The following is a 20,379-nucleotide window of genomic DNA, read 5'->3' on the forward strand; positions in this document are numbered from 1 at the left end:
CCGTCTTGGCCCGCGCAGCTTAAGGCCAAGTGCTGCTCACGGCTAGGGCCGCGGGGTGCAGAGTCGGCTTAGGCGACCAAAGCAGCCAATTAACGAGTTTTTCACCCTCCGTTCACAAGCCCGCGACCGCTCTTGAAGTAGCATGGTCCTGATTGCTTATAAGGAATGATGCCAATGGATGTTTTAAAGACGGCGCCCATGCGTTTTCTACAGCTGATTGCCGGCACTTGGCTGGCCATTTTTTTCCTGACCCGAATGGTTTTGCTGCTGACTCACCTTGATGAGGCCGGTAGTGGTTTCCTTTCGGTTTTCGGTGTCGGACTGCTTTACGACCTTGGTTTCATTGCCTATGCCGTGCTGCCGATGGGGTTGTATTTACTGCTCTGCCCGCCAGCATTGTGGCGCCGCCGTGGCCATCGCTGGTTTCTTCAGGGACTGTTGACCGTCAGTCTGTTCGCCATGTTGTTTACCTCGGTGGCCGAATGGCTGTTCTGGGATGAGTTCGGCGTGCGCTTCAACTTCATTGCCGTCGACTACCTGGTGTACTCCGACGAGGTGCTTAACAACCTGCTCGAGTCCTATCCGATTGGCACATTGCTGAGCATCCTCGCCGTACTGGCCATTGCCTTGAGCTTCGCATTGCGCAAGCCCTTCAATGCTGCGATGAACGCACCGTTGCCGCCGCTGCGCACCCGCCTGGCCAATGCGCTGGGCTTGTTGATCGTCGCTGGTCTGAGCGCACAACTGCTCAACCAGGATGCGCCGCGTGCCCAGGGTGGCAACGCCTATCAAAACGAACTGGCGAGCAATGGCCCTTATCAGTTCTTCGCAGCCTTTCGCAATAATGAACTGGATTACCAACAGTTCTACGCCACCCGCCCTCCTGCCATTGTCGCGCAACAGATTCGCGCCGAGTTGAGCGAACCCGGCGCCCGCTTCATCGGTGAGGATCCACAAGACATTCGTCGGGTCATCGACAATCCTGGCACGCCGCGCAAGCCCAACATCATATTGGTCACCATCGAAAGCTTCAGTGCCAAGTACATGGGCAGCAACGGTGACGAGCGTCATCTGACCCCGAACCTCGATGCCTTGCGTAAACAGAGCCTGTACTTCAACAATTTCTACGCCACCGGCACCCGCACCGATCGCGGCCTGGAGGCCATCACCCTGGCGATCCCGCCAACACCGGGACGTTCGATCGTCAAGCGTGTGGGTCGCGAAAGCGGTTTTGCCAGCCTCGGTCAGCAACTCAAAGCCGTGGGCTATGACAGCGTATTTGTATACGGCGGACGCGGTTACTTCGACAACATGAACGCCTTCTTCGGTGGCAATGGCTACCGGATCGTGGACCAGAGCAGCGTCGATGAATCGGAGATCCACTTCAAGAACGCCTGGGGCATGGCCGACGAAGATCTCTACAGACAAACGCTCAAGCTGGCGGACGCGGATCACGCAAAGCAACAGCCGTTCCTGCTGCAATTGATGACGACGTCCAACCATCGCCCTTATACCTATCCAGACGATCGGATCGATATCAAATCCGGTAACGGGCGCGATGGCGCGGTTAAATACACCGACTACGCCATTGGCGAGTTCCTCGATCAGGCTCGCAAAAAACCCTGGTTCGACAATACAATCTTTATCTTCGTCGCCGACCATACCGCCGGCAGCGCAGGCAAGGAGGACTTGCCGATCAGCAACTATCAGATTCCGTTGTTCATCTATGCGCCCAAGCTGATTGAAGCCCGTGAGACAGCACAGCTGGCCAGCCAGATCGACCTGGCCCCCACGCTGATGGGGCTGCTGAATCTGGATTATGTGTCGACGTTCTTTGGTCGCAACCTGCTGCAGGACAATCCTCTGCCGCCGCGCGTAGTGGTTGGCAATTATCAGCATTTGGGCCTGTTCGACGGCAAGGACCTGGCCATTCTGAGTCCCCGTCAGGGCCTGCGGCGTCACGATGAAGCATTGACCGAGAGTCGCGAGTCCAGGGCCACTGCCACCGACCCGCTGATCACCCGGGCAATCACCTATTACCAAACCGCCAGTTATGGCTACAAGCACCAGCTGCTTGACTGGAAAGCGCCCATGGAGGGCACCGGTCAAGTCGGCGAACGTTAACCAAAAAGCCCCGGGCTGATGCCCCGGGGCTTTTTCAATTGCTCAGGATCCATCATGTCATCAACCGTTGTCCGACCTGCCTCTCGCCCGCTTAATTTCTGGGTGTGCCTGGGCGTTCCCGCCATTGCGGCGATCACTCTTGTATTGCTGGAACTGACGTCCCTGGACATGGATCTCGCCAGGCTGTTCTACGACCCGGTAGCCGGTGAATTCATCGGCAAGCACAGTTACTTCCTGGAAAACATCCTGCATGACCGCGCCAAGCAAGTGGTCATCGCGTTTTCGGTTTTCGCCATCCTCGGTTTCATTGGCTCGTTCTTCATGGCCAAACTCAAGCCGTTCAAACGGGAGCTGGGTTGCCTGGTGCTGTCCCTTGGTTTGGCGACCTCGTTTGTCACCCCGATGAAAGCGGTGACGGCGGTGCAATGTCCGTGGAGTCTTGAGCAGTTCGGCGGCCACGAAACCTACAGCGAATTGTTGAGCCCTCGCCCGCACACCAATAAACCGGGTCGATGCTGGCCCGGCGGTCATGCCGCGACCGGGTTCACACTGTTTGCCCTGTTCTTCGTACTGCGCGACCGTCGGCCGCGCATGGCGCGTGCCGCGTTTGTCTTCGCCTTCACCCTGGGCACGGTGTTTTCCCTTGGCCGGATGATGCAGGGTGCGCACTTTTTCTCGCACAACGTATGGACGGCGGTTTTCTGCTGGCTGATCAGTTTGGGGTCGTATTACTGCATTCTTTATCGGCCGGCGATGAAGGCGCAACGCGAGGCAAACACAGAACCTGTCGGCGCCTGAAACGACGCCATCGCAGACACGCCGCGCGCCCACGCCGGATTACTCTGCACCTGTACAAGCGCGGCCAGCCCGCGGTGGTAGCGACGCGGTCTATCGAGTCGCCAACGTGAAGCCAATAAAAAACCCCGCCTGCTTTCGCAGGCGGGGTTTTTTCGTACGGGGTAAGGCTGGCTTACATCATGCCGCCCATGCCACCCATGCCGCCCATGTCTGGCATGCCGCCGCCAGCTGGTGCGTCGTCCTTGATCTCGGCGATCATGGCTTCGGTAGTGATCATCAGGCTGGCAATCGACGAAGCCGCTTGCAGAGCCGAACGGGTCACTTTGGCCGGGTCCAGGATGCCCATTTCGATCATGTCGCCGTATTCGCCGGTCGCAGCGTTGTAACCGAAGTTACCCGAGCCTTGCTTGACCTTGTCGACCACAACGCTTGGCTCGTCACCGGAGTTGGCAACGATCTGACGCAGTGGCGCTTCTACAGCGCGACGCAGCAACTGGATGCCAACGTTCTGGTCATCGTTGTCGCCTTTCAGCTCGCTGATGGCTTGCAGGGCACGAACCAGTGCCACGCCGCCGCCAGGTACCACGCCTTCTTCAACGGCTGCGCGGGTAGCGTGCAGGGCGTCTTCAACGCGGGCTTTCTTCTCTTTCATTTCGACTTCGGAGCCAGCGCCAACCTTGATCACTGCTACGCCGCCGGACAGCTTGGCCAGACGCTCTTGCAGTTTTTCACGGTCGTAGTCCGAGGAAGTTTCAGCAACCTGGGCACGGATCTGGGTGATGCGTGCTTCGATGTCGCCTTGTACGCCAGCACCGTCAACGATGATGGTGTTTTCCTTGGACAGGGTGACGCGCTTGGCGTTGCCCAGGTGCTCCAGGGTAGTGCTTTCCAGGCTCAGACCGATCTCTTCGGAGATCACGGTACCGCCGGTCAGAACAGCGATGTCCTGCAGCATGGCCTTGCGACGGTCGCCGAAGCCTGGAGCCTTGACGGCTGCGACTTTAACGATGCCACGCATGTTGTTCACAACCAGAGTCGCCAGGGCTTCGCCTTCAACGTCTTCGGCCACGATCAGCAGTGGGCGGCCGGCTTTGGCAACGGCTTCCAGCACTGGCAGCATTTCGCGGATGTTCGAGATTTTCTTGTCGACCAGCAGGATCAGCGGACCGTCGAGTTCGGCAGTCATGGTTTCCGGCTTGTTGACGAAGTACGGGGACAGGTAGCCACGGTCGAACTGCATGCCTTCTACAACCGACAGTTCGTTTTCCAGGCCCGAGCCTTCTTCAACGGTGATCACGCCTTCTTTACCGACTTTTTCCATGGCTTCGGCAATGATGTCGCCGATGGAGCTGTCGGAGTTGGCGGAGATGGTGCCGACCTGAGCGATTGCCTTGGTGTCAGCGCATGGCTTGGACAGGCCTTTCAGTTCTTTGACGATCGCGATGGTCGCTTTGTCGATACCGCGTTTCAGGTCCATCGGGTTCATGCCGGCAGCGACGGCTTTCAGGCCTTCGTTGACGATCGATTGAGCCAGAACGGTAGCGGTGGTGGTGCCGTCGCCCGCGTCATCGTTGGCACGGGAGGCAACGTCTTTGACCAGCTGCGCGCCCATGTTTTCGAAACGGTCTTTCAGTTCGATTTCTTTGGCTACGGAAACGCCATCCTTGGTGATGGTCGGAGCGCCGAAGCTCTTCTCGATGATCACGTTACGGCCTTTCGGGCCCAGGGTCGCTTTTACCGCGTCAGCCAGGACGTTGACACCGGTCAGCATTTTCTTGCGGGCGGAATCGCCGAATTTAACTTCTTTAGCAGCCATGATCGATATTCCTTAAATACTTTGTAGTAGCGGGAAAATGAGCGGGGAATCAGCCTTCGATAACAGCGAGGATCTCGTTCTCGCTCATTACCAGCAGGTCTTCGCCGTCGACTTTCACGGTGTTGCTGCCGGAGTACGGACCGAACACAACCTTGTCGCCCACTTTCACGGCCAGTGCACGCACTTCACCGTTGTCCAGTACGCGGCCGGTGCCTACAGCGAGGATTTCGCCGCTGTTGGCTTTTTCAGCAGCCGAGCCTGGCAGGACGATACCGCCAGCGGTTTTCTTTTCTTCTTCGCTGCGACGGATGACGACGCGGTCATGCAGAGGACGAAGCTTCATTGTCGATCTCTCCTAATTGTGGTTTTCATCGGCCGGTGTAGTCCCGGCGGGTTTAACAAAGTCCGGCGGTGCCGGGTGCGGTTCGTCGAGCGAACCGCGGAAGTCTGTCTGGCATGTTCGCCAGAAACCTTGCGGTGACCGTTACATAAGGGCGCATAAGCTTATTACAAGAGCGGGGATCGAAAAAAATTCATCTCGATGCGCCGCAAACGAACACGGCACCCGAAGGTGCCGTGTCGATATGGGCGTTACTTGGTATCGCGATGCTCGAACTCGCCCTCGATCACATTGGGCTCCCGGCCCAGCGGTTCGCGAGGTGCAGGACCGCCGCGGGACTGAAGGTCATCGGCGAACGCACGTTGGCGGATCGCTTGCTCCTCGGCGCGCTGGCGCATTTGATTGGCGAGCAGACGACGGGAGACGGGCAGCAGCATGATCAGGCCCAGTACGTCGGTGACGAAACCCGGCAGGATCAACAGACCGCCCGCCAGGGCCAACATCAGGCCTTCGAGCATGGTCTGGGCGGGCAGCTCCCCACGATTCAGGCTTTCACGGGCACGCAATGCGGTTGCCAGACCGGCGATCCGCAGCACGAACACGCCGAGCATCGAGCCGAGAATGATCAGTAGCAGGGCCGGGAAAAAACCGATTGCCCCGGCCACCTTGACGAATACGAACAACTCCAACACTGGGAGCAGTACAAAGAGCAACAAAAAAGGGCGCATCAAATGGTTCCTCAACGCAAGAATGCCTTGCCAGTAATCCCTAGATGACGTCGCCGTTTCGTGAATTCAAGCGTCAGCCACTTCATTTTTCGGCCATTGTTCTGCATGAGCCAGGAAAACCAAGGCTTCGCGAACTTGTGTCGGAGTATTACATGGCACTTGGAACGGCAACCAGTGAAGCCCCTGGCCAATGCGCAGGTGCATGCCTTCGCTATCGATACCGACCATCTGCGCCGGTGAGGTTTTCGGTAATCCCGCCAGATCGACGTAATGGGCGATGGCCTTGGCGTGATCGGCATTCATGTGTTCGACCATGCTCACTTCGGCCCTGCCGGCAAAAGGATTGGCCAGGGTCAGTTCGTTGACCCAGTGAATGGCGCCAAAACCGCCGATATAACGATGGCGCACAGGCTTGAGCACCCAGAAATCGAAATCATGGGCCTGATGATAGTTCTGCGATTCCGGGAAGTAGCGATAGTAACGCTCAGCGGCTGCTTCGATATCTGCCTCGTCCTCGAGCTGTTGCGCCTCGGCCAGGTAAGTCAGGCGCCCCACTGCTTGCACGTCTTCGGCCCCGCGTTCTCCGACAAAGAGCGAACATTTCGGATCTTTTTGCAGGTTATGGGTGTGTTGGGCGATACGGCTGATCAGGATCAGCGGCCAGCCCTGGGCGTCCAGACAGTACGGAACCACGGAGCCGAACGGAAAACCGGGCATTGCCTTGGAATGCGTGGAGAGTACCCCGCGGTATTCCTTGAGCAGCAATTCTCGGGCATGCTTGGCAGCTTCAACGCTCAATTTATGACTCCTTATATAGAATCCGTCATAAAAACGGACGGGCGCCTAGCGAAAGTACCAGATCGCCAACAGGGCAGCTCTCATGTGCAGCCGGGCCACGCCAGGCGCCGATCGAGAGGCTCTCGCCAACGAAACCACTCTAGACCTGCTACCGGGGCATGCGAATGCAACTCACTGACAAAGTAATCATTATCACTGGCGGTTGCCAGGGTTTAGGCCGTTCCATGGCCGAGTATTTCGCCGGCAAGGGTGCGAAACTGGCGCTGGTCGATCTGAACCAGGAAAAGCTCGACGACGCCGTTGCGGCCTGCAAGGCCAAGGGTGTCGAGGCCCGTGCCTACCTGTGCAACGTCGCCAACGAAGAGCAAGTGACCCACATGGTGGCCCAGGTCGCCGAAGACTTCGGCGCGATCCATGGCCTGATCAATAACGCCGGGATCCTGCGTGACGGCCTGCTGCTCAAGGTCAAGGACGGTGAAATGACCAAGATGAGCCTGGCCCAATGGCAGTCGGTCATCGACGTCAACCTGACCGGCGTGTTCCTGTGCACCCGTGAAGTCGCGGCGAAAATGGTCGAGCTGAAGAACAGCGGCGCGATCATCAATATCTCGTCGATTTCCCGCGCCGGCAACGTCGGTCAGACCAACTACTCCGCCGCCAAGGCCGGCGTTGCGGCGGCGACCGTGACCTGGGCCAAGGAACTGGCGCGCTACGGCATTCGTGTGGCCGGCATTGCACCGGGTTTCATCGAAACCGAAATGACCCTGGGCATGAAACCTGAAGCACTGGAGAAAATGACCTCCGGGATTCCGCTCAAGCGCATGGGCAAACCGGAAGAGATCGCCCATTCGGCGGCGTACATCTTCGAAAATGACTATTACACCGGCCGGATTCTGGAAATGGATGGCGGGTTGCGCATTTAACGCCACCGCAAAACAACGGTAGGAGCGAGCCTGCTCGCGATGGTGGGTCAGACACCACTGTGTCGAATGACACACCATCGCGAGCAGGCTCGCTCCTACAGGGGATCGTGCTTCAAATCATCAATCGTCGCTGACAGTGATGTTCGGCATCGCCGGGGTCGCGGCTTCCTGCAACACGATCCTCGCGCCGACATGACGGGCGAGCTCCTGGTAGACCAGCGCAATCGGGCTGTCCGGCTCGGCGATCACCGTTGGCTTTCCACCGTCGGCCTGTTCGCGGATGGCCATTGCCAGCGGCAGCGAGGCCAGTAGCTCCACCCCATACTGGTTGGCCAGCTTCACACCACCGCCCTCACCGAACAGATGCTCGGCATGTCCGCAGTTGGAGCAGATGTGCACGGCCATGTTTTCCACCACGCCGAGCACCGGAATGTTCACTTTGCGGAACATTTCCACGCCCTTGCGCGCGTCGAGCAAGGCCAGGTCTTGTGGCGTGGTGACGATCACCGCACCGGCCACAGGGACTTTCTGCGCGAGGGTCAGCTGGATGTCACCGGTGCCTGGCGGCATGTCGATGACCAGGTAATCCAGGTCGCCCCACGCGGTCTGTGTCACCAGTTGCAACAAGGCACCGGAGACCATCGGCCCGCGCCAGACCATCGGCGTGTTGTCATCGGTCAGGAACGCCATGGACATCACTTCGACGCCATGGGACTGGATCGGCACGAACCACTTCTGATCCTTGATCTGCGGCCGGGTGCCTTCAGCGATGCCGAACATGATGCCCTGGCTTGGGCCGTAAATGTCCGCATCCAGAATGCCCACCTTGGCCCCTTCGCGAGCCAGGGCCAATGCCAGGTTGGCGGCGGTGGTGGATTTGCCCACGCCCCCCTTGCCGGAGGCCACGGCCACCACATTCTTGACGTTGGCCAGGCCCGGAATCTGAGCCTGAGCCTTGTGCGCGGCTATGACGCTGGTGATCTCGACACGCGCGGTCGTCACGCCGTCCAGGCCTTCGATAGCCATCTGCAACAGTTGCGCCCAGCCACTCTTGAACAGACCGGCGGCGTAGCCCAGCTCAAGCTGGACGTTGACGCGGTCGCCCGCAATATCGACGCTGCGCACGCATCCGGCGCTGACCGGGTCCTGGTTCAGATAAGGGTCGGTGTACTGGCGAAGGACGGCTTCCACCGCTGCGCGATTGACGGCGCTCATGGGCAACTCCGATAACGAGACTTGGAAAATCAGGCGGGTATCCTACGCCGGACACAGATTTGTGGCGAGGCTGGAAAATTTCCTGCGGCGAGGGGCTTGCAAAACAACTCCCCTGAGCCATGGGGTGAAAAATATGCGCCGGCGCTTTATAGTGGCCGACCTCCGTTTCATCAAGTAGCCGAGCCCCATGTCCGAGCCACGCAAGATTCTCGTCACCAGCGCCCTGCCCTATGCCAATGGTTCGATTCACCTTGGCCATATGCTGGAGTACATCCAGACCGATATGTGGGTGCGCTTCCAGAAGCACCGCGGCAACCAATGCATTTATGTCTGCGCCGACGACGCCCACGGTTCGGCGATCATGCTGCGCGCGGAAAAGGAAGGCATCACCCCGGAACAACTGATCGCCAACGTCCAGGCTGAACACAGCGCCGACTTTGCCGACTTCCTGGTCAACTTCGATAATTTCCACTCCACTCACGCCGAAGAAAACCGTGAGCTGTCGAGCCAGATCTATCTGAAGCTGCGTGATGCCGGGCACATCGCCACTCGCTCGATCACCCAGTATTTCGACCCGGAAAAGAAAATGTTCCTGGCCGACCGCTTCATCAAGGGCACCTGCCCAAAATGCGGCACCGAAGACCAGTACGGCGATAATTGCGAAAAATGCGGCGCGACCTACGCACCGACCGACCTGAAAGATCCGAAGTCGGCAATTTCCGGCGCCACTCCGGTGCTCAAGGATTCCCAGCACTTCTTCTTCAAGCTGCCGGACTTCCAGGAAATGCTGCAAACCTGGACCCGCAGCGGGCCCCTTCAAGACGCCGTCGCCAACAAGATCGCCGAATGGCTGGACGCGGGCCTGCAACAGTGGGACATCTCCCGCGATGCGCCGTACTTCGGTTTCGAGATCCCCGACGAGCCGGGCAAATACTTCTACGTCTGGCTGGACGCGCCGATCGGCTACATGGCGAGCTTCAAGAACCTGTGCAGCCGTACGCCGGAGCTGGACTTCGACGCGTTCTGGGGCAAGGACTCCACCGCCGAGCTGTACCACTTCATCGGCAAGGACATCGTCAACTTCCACGCCCTGTTCTGGCCCGCGATGCTTGAAGGTGCGGGCTACCGCAAGCCGACCGGCATCAATGTGCACGGCTACCTGACCGTCAACGGCCAGAAAATGTCCAAGTCCCGCGGCACCTTCATCAAGGCCCGGACCTACCTGGATCACCTGTCGCCGGAATACCTGCGTTACTACTACGCGGCCAAACTGAGCCGTGGCGTCGATGACCTGGACCTGAACCTCGAAGACTTCGTGCAAAAGGTCAACTCCGACCTGGTGGGCAAAGTCGTCAACATCGCCAGCCGTTGCGCCGGTTTCATCCACAAAGGCAACGCCGGCGTGATGGTCGACACCAACGCCGCGCCGGAACTGACCGAAGCGTTCCTGGCCGCCGCGCCAGGCATCGCCGACGCCTATGAAGCCCGCGACTTCGCCCGCGCCATGCGCGAAATCATGGGCCTGGCCGACCGCGCCAACGCCTGGATCGCTGACAAGGCACCGTGGTCGCTGAACAAACAGGAAGGCAAGCAAGACGAGGTGCAAGCTATCTGCGCCACCGGCGTCAACCTGTTCCGCCAACTGGTGATCTTCCTCAAACCGGTGTTGCCACTGCTGGCCGCCGATGCCGAGGCGTTCCTCAACGTGGCCCCGTTGACCTGGAACGACCATGCGACCTTGCTCGCCAACCATCAGCTGAACGAGTTCAAGCCGCTGATGACTCGGATCGACCCGGTCAAAGTACAAGCCATGACCGATGCATCGAAAGAAGACCTGACAGCCAGCCAGACCGACACCGGCGCAGCCGCCACGACCGGTAACGGCGAGTTGGCCAAGGATCCGCTGTCACCGGAAATCGAGTTCGACACCTTTGCGGCGGTCGACCTGCGCGTTGCCCTGATCGTCAAGGCAGAACACGTGGAAGGGGCCGACAAGCTGTTGCGCCTGACCCTCGACATCGGTGACGAGCAACGCAACGTGTTCTCCGGCATCAAGAGCGCTTACCCGGACCCGTCCAAGCTCGATGGACGGCTGACCATGATGATCGCCAACCTCAAGCCCCGCAAAATGAAGTTTGGCATCTCCGAAGGCATGGTGATGGCGGCCGGCCCTGGTGGCGAAGAAATCTACCTGCTCAGCCCTGACAGCGGCGCCAAGCCTGGTCAGCGGATCAAGTAAGGTTACTGCGGCAAACCGATCCCACAGTCGTGCCTGGCGCGTCTGTGGGATTTTCATGTCTGGCCCACCCTCCGCCCTTGCCGGATAATGCCTAAGCTTTTTAGACCGCTCCCGTTAAAAAGCCCCGTTCTAGCCGGCACGATCATGACCGAAACGCTTCTTACGCTTATCAGTGCAGCCCTGATCAACAACCTCGTGTTGCACTGGCCGCTGGGTGTCGATCCGCTGCTAGGCAGCAAGCGCCAGCAGGTCCATGCACTTGGCCTCGCGACCACGTGCCTGATGTTGATTGTCGGCACCCTTGGTCATGCGCTTTACCACGGGTTGCTGGTGCCGTTGGACATGGCATCACTGCGGCTGTTTGTGTTTCTGCCATTGAGCGTGTTGTTGATCGCTCCGTTGCTGACGTTGCTGGAGCGGATATTCCCGACACTCTCCTTCGAGGGGCTCTGGTTGTTGCTGCTGGGCAACGCGGGCGTACTTGGCGTAGCGCTGCTCAACGCCGAGGATGACCAAGGGCTCTTTCACGCCATCGCCCTGAGCCTGGGTGCCGGGCTGGGTTTCTGGCTGGTGCTGAGCCTGTTTCAAGACCTGCGCCAACGCACACTCGATAACGATATTCCGCTGCCCTTCCGCGGCCTGCCGATCGACCTGATCAGCGCCGGACTGATCGCAGTGGCTTTTCTCGGATTCAGCGGACTGATCAAAACATGAGTCTGATTCAACGCATCGACGCCCTCTTGCCACAGACTCAATGCGGCAAGTGCGGCCATCCCGGATGCAAGCCCTACGCCGAAGGTATCGCCAGCGGCGAGCCCATCAACAAGTGCCCGCCGGGCGGCAGCGAAACCATCAATGCCCTGGCCGAACTGCTGCTCGTACCGGTGCTGGAACTGGACACCAGCCGTGGCTCGGCTCCGGCGCAGATCGCCTATATCCGCGAGGCCGAATGTATTGGTTGCACCAAATGCATCCAGGCCTGCCCGGTAGACGCCATCGTCGGCGCGGCCAAACTGATGCACACGGTCATCATCGATGAGTGCACCGGCTGCGACCTCTGCGTGGCCCCCTGCCCGGTCGACTGCATTGAAATGCATCCGTTGCCGATCTCCACAGTGCTGCCGATTGTCGGCGGCCTGGCATTTAGCCTTGAAGAGCAACGCGCCCGCACGGCCAAACGCAATCGGGCGCGGCGCCGTTTCGAGCAACGCAACGCCCGCTTGCAACGTGAAGAAGAACTGAAGGCGGCCGAACGACAGGCCCGGGCGCAACGTGCCGCCCAACCCAGCGCAACGACGCTCGACCCGGTGCAGGCCGCCCTTGAACGCGTCCGCGCGCAAAAGGCCGCCACTGCCGATGCAGCACTGAAGAAAGCCAAGATCGATCTGGCGATGAGTCGGGCGCAATTGAACAAATCGCTCAAGGCCTTCGGCCATCCGCCGACCTTCGAGCAGCAATCGCAGTTGGTGGTCCTGCAGCAGCAGTTCGAAGCGGCCGAGCAGGCCTTGGCGCTGCTGGAAAGCACGGCTGCGCCCGCGCCCGCCGTTGCGCCAGTAAAAGATGCCGATCTGAAACGGGCCAAGATCCAGTTGGCCATGCGCCGCGCCGAACTCAAGAAGGCTCAGACCCATCATGCGCCCGCTGAACAGATCGAAACCCTGGAACGCGCGCTCAGAGAGGCCGAGCAAGCCTTGCATGCCGCCGAAGCGCTCAGTGAACAACCCTTGCCAGACCTGACGCGCGTGGAAAAGCGTCCGATCGACAGCCAGCTTCGGCAACTGAAGACCGAACTGGCCTATGCCCGCGCTGACGTCAGCAAACTCGAACGTCGCGCCGACACCCCCGCCGAACAGATGAAAAAGGCCCTTGCTCGCCTGCAGGAAGCCGAGCGTCAGGTGGATGCCCATGTCACCCCTTGACGCGGTCGACGAGCGCCTTCAGCAGGCCATGCAGCGGGTACTCCTGGCTACGTTGCCGGGCATGCTCACGTTGTTCTGGCTGTACGGCTGGGGGGTCTTGATCAACCTGGTTCTGGCGGCGGTGAGCGCTTTGGCCGCTGAAGCGGCGGTGTTGAAGTTGCGCAAGCGGTCACTCCAGCCGACCCTGAGCGACGGCAGTGCACTGGTCAGCGCGACATTGCTGGCCCTGGCCCTGCCGCCTTACTGCCCTTGGTGGTTGACGGTCAGTGCCGCCGCGTCTGCCATGCTGTTGGGCAAGCACTTGTATGGGGGCGTGGGCAAAAATCCGTTCAATCCGGCGATGCTTGGCTTTGCCCTGGTGCTGGTGACGTTTCCGCAACAAATGACGCACTGGCCATCCTCCCACGGCATGGACCTGATGGGCGGACTCCAGCAAGTTTTCGGTTTTGGTCAGTTGCCGGATGCCTGGGTCCAGGCCACGGCGCTGGATGGCTTAAGGATCAACAAAAGCCTGACCATGGATGAACTGTTCGCCACTCATCCTGCCTTTGGCCAATTCGGTGGTCGAGGTGTGGAATGGGTGAATCTGGCGTTTCTGGCGGGCGGCGCATTTCTGCTGCAACAGCGCCTGTTCAGTTGGCACGCGCCAGTCGGCATGCTCGCCAGCCTGTTCCTGATCAGCTTGTTGTGCTGGAACGGTTCGGGCTCCGACTCCCATGGTTCGCCGCTGTTTCATCTGCTCAGCGGCGCCAGCATGCTGGGGGCATTTTTCATCGTGACGGAACCGGTGTCCGGTGCGAAAAGCCCCGGCGCACGATTGCTGTTCGGCGCGGGTGTCGGACTGTTGACCTATCTGATTCGCACCTGGGGTGGCTATCCCGACGGCGTGGCGTTCGCCGTCCTGTTAATGAACCTGTGTGTACCGGCGCTGGAGCGGTTTGTCGCGTCCAGGCAGGAACGGATTTCGCCATGAGCCGAGCATCGAGCGTTGCGATCCTTGTGGTCATGGCAGGTCTTGGCATTGGCTCGACGTACTTCGTGCAACACACCAGCGCCTCCCGCATTGCCGCCCAACAGCACCTGATCGACAGTCGTAACCTGCTTGACCTGTTGCCGCCGGACAGCTACGACAATCAGCCACTGGAACAGCCGCTCGCACTCGACGTCACAGCCTTGACCAACAGCACTCTGCTGGGTGGTTACCTGGCAAGCAAGTCCGGCCAGCCCTATGCCGTGTTGCTGCGCAGTCAGACCCTGGGTTATGCCGGCGCCATCGACTTGCTGATCGCCGTCGATGCCAATGGCCGGTTGGTGGGGGTCAAAACCCTGAAGCAATCCGAAACCCCGGGGCTTGGAGCACGGATCGCCGATTGGCCGAATGTCTGGCTTCAGATGTTTTCCGGCAAGTCTCGGACCGATCCTGGCGACAATGGCTGGGCGCTGAAAAAGGATCAGGGGCAATTCGATCAGATCGCGGGCGCGACCATCACATCAAGAGCGGTGATCAACGCCACCCATGACGCTCTGCGCTATTGCGATGAGCACCGGCAAGCACTGTTCGGGAGTCCTTCCCATGAATAAATCATTCCTTGTGCAAAACTCGCTGATGCTTGCACCGTTGATCGGCGCTACCGGCTCGCTGATGACCGCTGCGGGCTTCACGCTGACGTTCATCATGGTGACCAGCGTTTTCGCTCTGTGCATGAATGCATTGCGGCCTCGACTGCTCCCGGCGACGCACTTGCTGGCAAACGTGCTGCTCGCCGCCACATTGACCAGTTGCGCGGAACTCGGCGCCCAACTCTGGTCGCTGCAATGGCATCAGGACTTGGGCATTTATGCCGGGCTGGTTGCCTTGCAATGCGTGGTGTTGGACTGCACTGGATTTTTCCAGAGAACCTGGCCGGCTCGCCTGCGGTTGTATGGCTTGTTCGGCGCATTGATGGTGGGCCTGGGGCTGCTCCGGGAACTCATTGGCCGCGGGACCTTCGGCAGCCACCTGTCATGGCTGACGAATGCCTCGCCAGCGCATTGGGAAGGCTGGATCTTAACCACCGATGGTGGCTTGCGCCTGACCACGCTGGCCCCTGGCGGATTCATTCTGCTGGGATTGCTGATTGCCCTCTGGCAAATCTGGCACCGCCCCACACCTTAAATTGAACGTCTTCGAGGAAACTCACTGCCCATGAATGCCGCAAAACGTCTGGAAATTTTCCGCAGGCTGCATGAAGACAACCCGGAACCGAAGACCGAACTGGCCTATTCCTCACCGTTTGAATTACTGATCGCTGTGATTCTCTCGGCGCAATCGACCGATGTCGGCGTCAACAAGGCCACGGCGAAACTGTTCCCGGTCGCCAATACGCCGGCGGCGATATATGCCCTGGGCGTCGACGGACTGTCGGAATACATCAAGACCATCGGCCTGTACAACAGCAAAGCAAAGAACGTGATCGAAACCTGTCGCCTGCTGGTGGAGCGCCATGCTGGCGAAGTGCCGCAGACCCGAGAGGAACTGGAAGCGCTGCCCGGTGTTGGCCGCAAGACCGCCAACGTGGTGCTCAACACAGCATTCCGCCAACTGACCATGGCTGTGGACACCCATATTTTCCGAGTCAGCAACCGCACCGGCATTGCGCCGGGCAAGAATGTGGTCGAGGTCGAGAAAAAACTGATGAAATTCGTGCCCAAGCAATACCTGCTCGATTCCCATCACTGGCTGATCCTTCACGGGCGCTATGTTTGCCTGGCTCGCAAGCCCCGCTGCGGCAGTTGTCGCATCGAAGACCTGTGCGAATACAAGCACAAGACCTCCGACGATTGAGGCACTATTGGATTTATTGATATATCGATTGAAAAAATCTTTTTTACCCGCCGGGAGATTGTCGATATAAGGAGCCCCAAAGGCAGTCTTAGCCTGGAGTAACTAAATGAGCACTGGCAAAGAGCAATTGGACGTAGAAGACGACTTTACCCCCATTGAGGCCGATGACGCTGAACCTGTGGTTGAAGTGGCGAAAACCAACCTGAGCAAACGCCGTACCATCGACAATCTGCTGGAGGAGCGCCGACTGCAAAAGCAATTGGCCGATTACGACTTTGACTTATGACACCTAAAAGCCTCCCGAAACGGAGGCTTTTTACTTTGGCTGCCCGGTAAATGCCGCCCATCGCTGCGCGTCAAATGCTGATGCAATCACACCAGCCCGTTGCGCTGGGCCAATTCAATCAGGTCCACCAGAGAGCGCGCATTGAGTTTCAACAGCAGGCGAGTCTTGTAAGTACTAACGGTTTTGTTGCTAAGGAACATCCCATCGGCAATCTCCTTGTTAGTCTTGCCCTTGGCCAACTGTTGCAAGACCATCATTTCCCGCCCTGACAGACGATCCACCATATCGGCTTCACTGGCGTTACCCAAACTAGCGCGTACGGTATGCAAGGCCTGATTGGGAAAGTAGCTGTAACCGGACAAAACGGCCTTTATTGCACTGAGCAACTCAGTGAGGTCCTGCTGCTTGCAGACATACCCGGCGGCCCCGGACTGCATGCAACGCATGGAAAAATGACCAGGCGCCTGGGACGTCAATATCAACACTTTCATTGGCATCGCAGTGGATGACAGGCGGGCAATGACTTCCAACCCGTCCAGTTTCGGTATTCCAATATCCAGAATGACAATGTCCGGCATATGTTCACGCGCAAGTTGCAATGCATCCACGCCATTATCTGTTTCTGCAATGACTTCGTAGCCATGACGTTCCATCAGCATACGTACCGCAAGACGAATGACGGGGTGATCATCCACGATCAGCACTTTATTCATGGGCAGTCCAATTTCGCTGTTCGAATTTTTAGAGCCCGCACAATAGCCTAGTCGTTTCACCCATGGCATGCCGCCCCCCCCAGCCACCTACACCGAGAGACATTCCCTACAAATATCGCGGATTAGTCTTACAAAAAAACCGTCTCAGCAAGGCATCGAAAACGAAACCCACGGGAAGACAATTCAATTCTCAACGGTTTTTCGTATCAATTTACGACAAAAAAGTTGAGCAAAAAATCGGAGCCATCGCAGTCTGGCTGATACAGCCCACTCAACCACGGCCAAAAAGTAACCGATATTTTCCGCACTTATATTCATACCAGAAATATCACACACCACGTATCCACTTACTCTTACAGCGAAGAAAACCTGACAAACAATCATTACAAAGACACAATTTAAAACCCACTTCCAGCCAAGCCAAATTAAATCAACACAACGCTCACACACATTAAAATGGATATACTTCCTATACAAATCCAAATCATTAACAACACCAAACTAAAATATCTATTAACCCACCGAGAAAAGACAAATTAAATATGAGTGAAAGACATGACAAAACTCAAAAAAAGAATCACCAACCCCATGACCGTTATCGCGATATTCGCAACACTTTCTGAAACATCCGCAGCGATTTCTCTACCCTTTCTGGACAATAAGGAAAGAGAAATATACATATGGTTCCTGATCAGCTTCCCCTTTTATTTACTGCTTCTATTCTTCGTCACACTCAACTTTAATTATCGCTCGCTGTATGCGCCTTCGGATTTTGACAAGGGAAAGCACTTCATAAAAGTGCTGGACAAGCCCAAGCATCCGGAAAACAGCCACTCAACGACGTCAAGCGAACATACTGAACGGCATAAGCCAGTGGATGCCGGGCGATCCGCTTCGCCCCCCTGCGCCGCTCAGGCCTCGCTCGTAGACCCAGGCTTGCAGGATCTGCCCTCGGTTGAACATCACATCCGAATGACCGCGCTGCTCAAGGAGTTATGCATCATTGATGCACGCTGCCTGAGCAAAAAAATCGAGTTCAGCGCTTTATTGGAGAATATCGAGAGGCCACGGGACAGGCAGGCACACGTGATTTTGTTTCTCACCTGCGCAGAATCGGAGGCCATACTGAAAAACTGTGCAATCAAACATTCCAAGCTGACGCGCAAGCGCCATAGCGCCACATGTTGCGCTGCTTACAATTTGAACACACATGAGGTGACGGTCATTGACCATAGCGGCCAATCGATATCAGAGACGTGCGGGAAATATCAGAGGGAGACAGATTGTAGATAAAGAGGGTGACAAGAAAATCGCGATGTCGAAGGACCAGATAAACACTATTTCGGGCTTGTGGCCTCGTCGATGACGAGGCCACAAGTTCCTTACCCGCTCAAAGGTCTCAGAAAAGCTTCCGGCCCTTGTTCGCAGCAATGCGCATGCGCAATGCGTTGAGCTTGATGAAACCTGCCGCGTCGGCCTGATTGTAGGCGCCGCCATCTTCCTCGAAGGTCGCGATGTTGGCGTCGAACAACGACTCGTCGGACTTGCGACCGGTCACGATCACATTGCCCTTGTACAGCTTCAGGCGCACAACGCCATTCACGTGAGCCTGGGAAGCGTCGATCATCTGCTGCAGCATCAGACGCTCTGGGCTCCACCAGTAGCCGGTGTAGATCAGGCTGGCGTACTTCGGCATCAACTCGTCCTTGAGGTGAGCCACTTCGCGGTCCAGGGTGATCGATTCGATCGCACGGTGGGCGCGCAGCATGATGGTGCCGCCAGGTGTCTCGTAGCAGCCACGGGACTTCATGCCCACGTAACGGTTCTCGACGATGTCCAGACGGCCGATGCCGTGTTCGCCACCGATACGGTTCAACGTCGCCAGCACGGTAGCCGGGGTCATTTCGACGCCGTCCAGTGCGACGATGTCGCCGTTGCGGTAGGTCAATTCCAGATACTGCGGCTTGTCAGGCGCCTTCTCCGGGGAGACGGTCCAACGCCACATGTCTTCTTCGTGCTCGGTCCAGGTGTCTTCCAGCACGCCGCCTTCATAGGAGATGTGCAGCAGGTTGGCATCCATCGAGTACGGGGATTTCTTCTTGCCGTGACGCTCGATCGGGATTGCATGCTTCTCGGCGTAGTCCATCAGCTTCTCGCGGGACAGCAGGTCCCACTCGCGCCAAGGGGCAATCACTTTCACACCTGGTTTCAAGGCATAGGCGCCCAGTTCGAAACGAACCTGGTCGTTGCCCTTGCCGGTAGCGCCGTGGGAAATGGCGTCTGCGCCGGTTTCGTTGGCGATTTCGATCAGGCGTTTGGCGATCAACGGACGAGCGATGGAAGTACCCAGCAGGTACTCGCCTTCGTAAACGGTGTTGGCGCGGAACATCGGGAAAACGAAATCGCGCACGAACTCTTCGCGCAAGTCGTCGATGTAGATCTCTTTCACGCCCATGGCCTGAGCCTTGGCGCGTGCCGGTTCGACCTCTTCGCCCTGACCCAGGTCAGCGGTGAAGGTCACCACTTCACAGTTATAAGTATCCTGCAGCCACTTGAGGATCACCGAAGTGTCCAGGCCGCCGGAATACGCCAGAACGACCTTGTTTACGTCCGCCATGCCATCACTCCACGGGGTTCTACGGAAAGCCGGGAAGTCTACCGCTCATGCAGGATAATTTACAGAGGCGCGACAGCTTATGACGACGAAGCGACAGATTATGTTGAGAGCGCGACGATGACCGGCGAGTCAGGAGGTCGCCGATGTGGATGGCTTCGTGGCTTGCGGGGCCACCTGCTCTGGCGGAGCTCCGCGTTCCAGGCGAACGGCGACCCGACGGTTCTTGGCCCGATTGGCATTGTTTGTATTGGGTGCCAGTGGGTAACGCTCACCGTGGAAGCGCATGGTGACCTGCGATTCCTGAATGCCATTGGCCTTGAAGAATTCCATGACCGCCAGGGCCCGGCGCCGTGACAGGTCACGGTTGGTCAGGCGGTTGCCGCTGTTGTCGGAATGACCGTCGAGCTCGATGTGATTGACCGTCGGATCGGCCTTCATGTACTCCAGCATCACCTGCAGCTTGGCTTTCGCCGCCGCATCCAGGTCGATACCGCCACCAGGGAAACCGACTTCGGATTGTTTCACCTGCTCGAAGTTCTGCGGCAACAACTTCGCCACGCAACCCTGATAGTCGGCAAACGCCTTGCTGAACTTGACCGGAAGCAACCGCACTTCCGACACACGCCCATCCCCCGAAGAATGCCGGATCACAGGGCTGCGTCCGTCCATCAGGCCACTGATCAATCGCCCCGCCTGCACCTGCGAACTGTTGAACAGCACATTGCCGCTGCCGATTCTCACCGAACCCAGGTTGATATCGCCCCGCCCCGGTTGCCACGGCGCCGCCGCCGCCAGCAAGGTGGCCGACCCGCCCCCCATCATGGCGTTGTAGGCATTCAGACGAAACGTCGCCTGCTCGCCAGCACGGCGCACGAATTGTCCCGAGCCAAAATCAGTGATCGGCTGGGTCAGTCTGCATTCGAACTTGTCACCTTCGACCGTCCACTCGATGCTCTCCAGTCGGGTCTGGAAAGTGAGCGCCATCGCAGGAAGGCTGGCAAACACACTGAGCAAGGCTAAATAACGCTGGCGCACGGGA

At 58.2% G+C, this 20,379-nt stretch carries 20 protein-coding genes; 12 read left to right on the forward strand and 8 right to left on the reverse strand.

Annotation, left to right across the window (positions count from 1 at the left end; all coding sequences use genetic code 11):
* Positions 1 to 174: 174 nt before the first annotated feature.
* Both GQ39_RS19390 and GQ39_RS19395 read left to right on the forward strand, forming a co-directional pair.
* On the forward strand, positions 175 to 2,124 hold the full coding sequence (locus GQ39_RS19390; RefSeq protein WP_047532653.1) for an LTA synthase family protein: 1,950 nt from the start codon (positions 175 to 177) through the stop codon (positions 2,122 to 2,124).
* 54 nt (positions 2,125 to 2,178) lie between these two features.
* Positions 2,179 to 2,922, forward strand: a complete 744-nt coding sequence (locus tag GQ39_RS19395; protein ID WP_047532654.1) for a phosphatase PAP2 family protein — start codon at positions 2,179 to 2,181, stop codon at positions 2,920 to 2,922.
* Between the two features lie 172 nt (positions 2,923 to 3,094).
* Here the strand turns inward: GQ39_RS19395 and groL are convergent, their stop codons facing one another.
* The 4 genes from groL to GQ39_RS19415 all read right to left on the reverse strand — a co-directional run bounded on the left by groL (position 3,095) and on the right by GQ39_RS19415 (position 6,604).
* Positions 3,095 to 4,738 (reverse strand): chaperonin GroEL, encoded by a 1,644-nt coding sequence (groL, locus tag GQ39_RS19400; RefSeq protein WP_047532656.1) that lies wholly within the window; start codon positions 4,736 to 4,738, stop codon positions 3,095 to 3,097.
* A 49-nt stretch (positions 4,739 to 4,787) separates the two neighbouring features.
* Positions 4,788 to 5,081, reverse strand: coding sequence for a co-chaperone GroES (locus tag GQ39_RS19405; protein ID WP_047532658.1), 294 nt, complete (start codon positions 5,079 to 5,081; stop codon positions 4,788 to 4,790).
* A gap of 248 nt (positions 5,082 to 5,329) precedes the next feature.
* Positions 5,330 to 5,806: an FxsA family protein gene (locus tag GQ39_RS19410; RefSeq protein WP_047532659.1), complete on the reverse strand. Its 477-nt coding sequence runs from the start codon at positions 5,804 to 5,806 to the stop codon at positions 5,330 to 5,332.
* 66 nt (positions 5,807 to 5,872) lie between these two features.
* Positions 5,873 to 6,604 carry a HugZ family pyridoxamine 5'-phosphate oxidase gene (locus GQ39_RS19415; protein WP_047532661.1) on the reverse strand — a complete coding sequence of 244 codons (732 nt, stop codon included), beginning with the start codon at positions 6,602 to 6,604 and terminating at the stop codon, positions 5,873 to 5,875.
* 164 nt (positions 6,605 to 6,768) lie between these two features.
* On the opposite strand from GQ39_RS19415, the gene GQ39_RS19420 reads away from it, so the two are divergent.
* Positions 6,769 to 7,527, forward strand: a complete 759-nt coding sequence (locus tag GQ39_RS19420) for an SDR family oxidoreductase (protein WP_047532663.1) — start codon at positions 6,769 to 6,771, stop codon at positions 7,525 to 7,527.
* Between the two features lie 120 nt (positions 7,528 to 7,647).
* Here the strand turns inward: GQ39_RS19420 and apbC are convergent, their stop codons facing one another.
* Complete coding sequence (gene apbC, locus GQ39_RS19425) at positions 7,648 to 8,742, reverse strand: iron-sulfur cluster carrier protein ApbC (RefSeq protein ID WP_047532665.1); 1,095 nt, start codon at positions 8,740 to 8,742, stop codon at positions 7,648 to 7,650.
* 187 nt (positions 8,743 to 8,929) lie between these two features.
* Between apbC and metG the strand changes: the two genes are divergently transcribed.
* The 8 genes from metG to GQ39_RS19465 all read left to right on the forward strand — a co-directional run bounded on the left by metG (position 8,930) and on the right by GQ39_RS19465 (position 16,010).
* Positions 8,930 to 10,981 (forward strand): methionine--tRNA ligase, encoded by a 2,052-nt coding sequence (metG, locus tag GQ39_RS19430; RefSeq protein ID WP_047532667.1) that lies wholly within the window; start codon positions 8,930 to 8,932, stop codon positions 10,979 to 10,981.
* A gap of 144 nt (positions 10,982 to 11,125) precedes the next feature.
* Positions 11,126 to 11,695 carry an Rnf-Nqr domain containing protein gene (locus tag GQ39_RS19435; RefSeq protein ID WP_047532669.1) on the forward strand — a complete coding sequence of 190 codons (570 nt, stop codon included), beginning with the start codon at positions 11,126 to 11,128 and terminating at the stop codon, positions 11,693 to 11,695.
* Positions 11,692 to 12,900: an electron transport complex subunit RsxB gene (gene rsxB, locus GQ39_RS19440; RefSeq protein ID WP_047532671.1), complete on the forward strand. Its 1,209-nt coding sequence runs from the start codon at positions 11,692 to 11,694 to the stop codon at positions 12,898 to 12,900. Before GQ39_RS19435 ends, rsxB begins: the two co-directional genes overlap by 4 nt.
* Positions 12,887 to 13,873 (forward strand): RnfABCDGE type electron transport complex subunit D, encoded by a 987-nt coding sequence (locus GQ39_RS19445; protein WP_047532673.1) that lies wholly within the window; start codon positions 12,887 to 12,889, stop codon positions 13,871 to 13,873. Before rsxB ends, GQ39_RS19445 begins: the two co-directional genes overlap by 14 nt.
* Positions 13,870 to 14,481: an RnfABCDGE type electron transport complex subunit G gene (locus tag GQ39_RS19450; protein WP_047532675.1), complete on the forward strand. Its 612-nt coding sequence runs from the start codon at positions 13,870 to 13,872 to the stop codon at positions 14,479 to 14,481. The genes GQ39_RS19445 and GQ39_RS19450 overlap by 4 nt, the downstream gene beginning before the upstream one ends.
* Positions 14,474 to 15,055, forward strand: coding sequence for an Rnf-Nqr domain containing protein (locus tag GQ39_RS19455; RefSeq protein ID WP_047532677.1), 582 nt, complete (start codon positions 14,474 to 14,476; stop codon positions 15,053 to 15,055). The genes GQ39_RS19450 and GQ39_RS19455 overlap by 8 nt, the downstream gene beginning before the upstream one ends.
* A gap of 30 nt (positions 15,056 to 15,085) precedes the next feature.
* The gene (gene nth / locus GQ39_RS19460) at positions 15,086 to 15,724 is read left to right on the forward strand and encodes an endonuclease III (RefSeq protein WP_047532679.1); all 639 of its coding nucleotides are present in this window, start codon (positions 15,086 to 15,088) and stop codon (positions 15,722 to 15,724) included.
* Between the two features lie 106 nt (positions 15,725 to 15,830).
* Positions 15,831 to 16,010 carry a PA3496 family putative envelope integrity protein gene (locus GQ39_RS19465; RefSeq protein WP_047532681.1) on the forward strand — a complete coding sequence of 60 codons (180 nt, stop codon included), beginning with the start codon at positions 15,831 to 15,833 and terminating at the stop codon, positions 16,008 to 16,010.
* A gap of 86 nt (positions 16,011 to 16,096) precedes the next feature.
* Here the strand turns inward: GQ39_RS19465 and GQ39_RS19470 are convergent, their stop codons facing one another.
* A complete protein-coding gene (locus GQ39_RS19470; protein ID WP_047532683.1) occupies positions 16,097 to 16,723 on the reverse strand; it encodes a response regulator transcription factor in 627 nt (208 codons plus the stop codon).
* Positions 16,724 to 17,278: 555 nt separating this feature from the next.
* Between GQ39_RS19470 and GQ39_RS19475 the strand changes: the two genes are divergently transcribed.
* Positions 17,279 to 18,016 (forward strand): hypothetical protein, encoded by a 738-nt coding sequence (locus GQ39_RS19475; RefSeq protein ID WP_052193625.1) that lies wholly within the window; start codon positions 17,279 to 17,281, stop codon positions 18,014 to 18,016.
* A 106-nt stretch (positions 18,017 to 18,122) separates the two neighbouring features.
* Here the strand turns inward: GQ39_RS19475 and GQ39_RS19480 are convergent, their stop codons facing one another.
* Complete coding sequence (locus GQ39_RS19480) at positions 18,123 to 19,340, reverse strand: argininosuccinate synthase (RefSeq protein ID WP_020799894.1); 1,218 nt, start codon at positions 19,338 to 19,340, stop codon at positions 18,123 to 18,125.
* A 129-nt stretch (positions 19,341 to 19,469) separates the two neighbouring features.
* Positions 19,470 to 20,375 (reverse strand): flagellar protein MotY, encoded by a 906-nt coding sequence (locus tag GQ39_RS19485; protein ID WP_047532686.1) that lies wholly within the window; start codon positions 20,373 to 20,375, stop codon positions 19,470 to 19,472.
* Positions 20,376 to 20,379 lie beyond the last annotated feature (4 nt).

The organism is Pseudomonas sp. 11/12A (assembly GCF_000800055.1).
GTDB classification, from domain to species: Bacteria; Pseudomonadota; Gammaproteobacteria; order Pseudomonadales; family Pseudomonadaceae; genus Aquipseudomonas; species Aquipseudomonas mohnii.

Bases quoted from the DNA above. Each gene is read 5' to 3' on its own strand.
- GQ39_RS19390 (WP_047532653.1), top strand. From the start codon at position 175: ATGGATGTTTTAAAGACGGCGCCCATGCGTTTTCTACAGCTGATTGCC.
- GQ39_RS19395 (WP_047532654.1), top strand. From the start codon at position 2,179: ATGTCATCAACCGTTGTCCGACCTGCCTCTCGCCCGCTTAATTTCTGG.
- groL (WP_047532656.1), bottom strand. From the start codon at position 4,738: ATGGCTGCTAAAGAAGTTAAATTCGGCGATTCCGCCCGCAAGAAAATG.
- GQ39_RS19405 (WP_047532658.1), bottom strand. From the start codon at position 5,081: ATGAAGCTTCGTCCTCTGCATGACCGCGTCGTCATCCGTCGCAGCGAA.
- GQ39_RS19410 (WP_047532659.1), bottom strand. From the start codon at position 5,806: ATGCGCCCTTTTTTGTTGCTCTTTGTACTGCTCCCAGTGTTGGAGTTG.
- GQ39_RS19420 (WP_047532663.1), top strand. From the start codon at position 6,769: ATGCAACTCACTGACAAAGTAATCATTATCACTGGCGGTTGCCAGGGT.
- apbC (WP_047532665.1), bottom strand. From the start codon at position 8,742: ATGAGCGCCGTCAATCGCGCAGCGGTGGAAGCCGTCCTTCGCCAGTAC.
- metG (WP_047532667.1), top strand. From the start codon at position 8,930: ATGTCCGAGCCACGCAAGATTCTCGTCACCAGCGCCCTGCCCTATGCC.
- GQ39_RS19435 (WP_047532669.1), top strand. From the start codon at position 11,126: ATGACCGAAACGCTTCTTACGCTTATCAGTGCAGCCCTGATCAACAAC.
- rsxB (WP_047532671.1), top strand. From the start codon at position 11,692: ATGAGTCTGATTCAACGCATCGACGCCCTCTTGCCACAGACTCAATGC.
- GQ39_RS19445 (WP_047532673.1), top strand. From the start codon at position 12,887: ATGTCACCCCTTGACGCGGTCGACGAGCGCCTTCAGCAGGCCATGCAG.
- GQ39_RS19450 (WP_047532675.1), top strand. From the start codon at position 13,870: ATGAGCCGAGCATCGAGCGTTGCGATCCTTGTGGTCATGGCAGGTCTT.
- GQ39_RS19455 (WP_047532677.1), top strand. From the start codon at position 14,474: ATGAATAAATCATTCCTTGTGCAAAACTCGCTGATGCTTGCACCGTTG.
- nth (WP_047532679.1), top strand. From the start codon at position 15,086: ATGAATGCCGCAAAACGTCTGGAAATTTTCCGCAGGCTGCATGAAGAC.
- GQ39_RS19465 (WP_047532681.1), top strand. From the start codon at position 15,831: ATGAGCACTGGCAAAGAGCAATTGGACGTAGAAGACGACTTTACCCCC.
- GQ39_RS19470 (WP_047532683.1), bottom strand. From the start codon at position 16,723: ATGAATAAAGTGCTGATCGTGGATGATCACCCCGTCATTCGTCTTGCG.
- GQ39_RS19475 (WP_052193625.1), top strand. From the start codon at position 17,279: ATGACAAAACTCAAAAAAAGAATCACCAACCCCATGACCGTTATCGCG.
- GQ39_RS19480 (WP_020799894.1), bottom strand. From the start codon at position 19,340: ATGGCGGACGTAAACAAGGTCGTTCTGGCGTATTCCGGCGGCCTGGAC.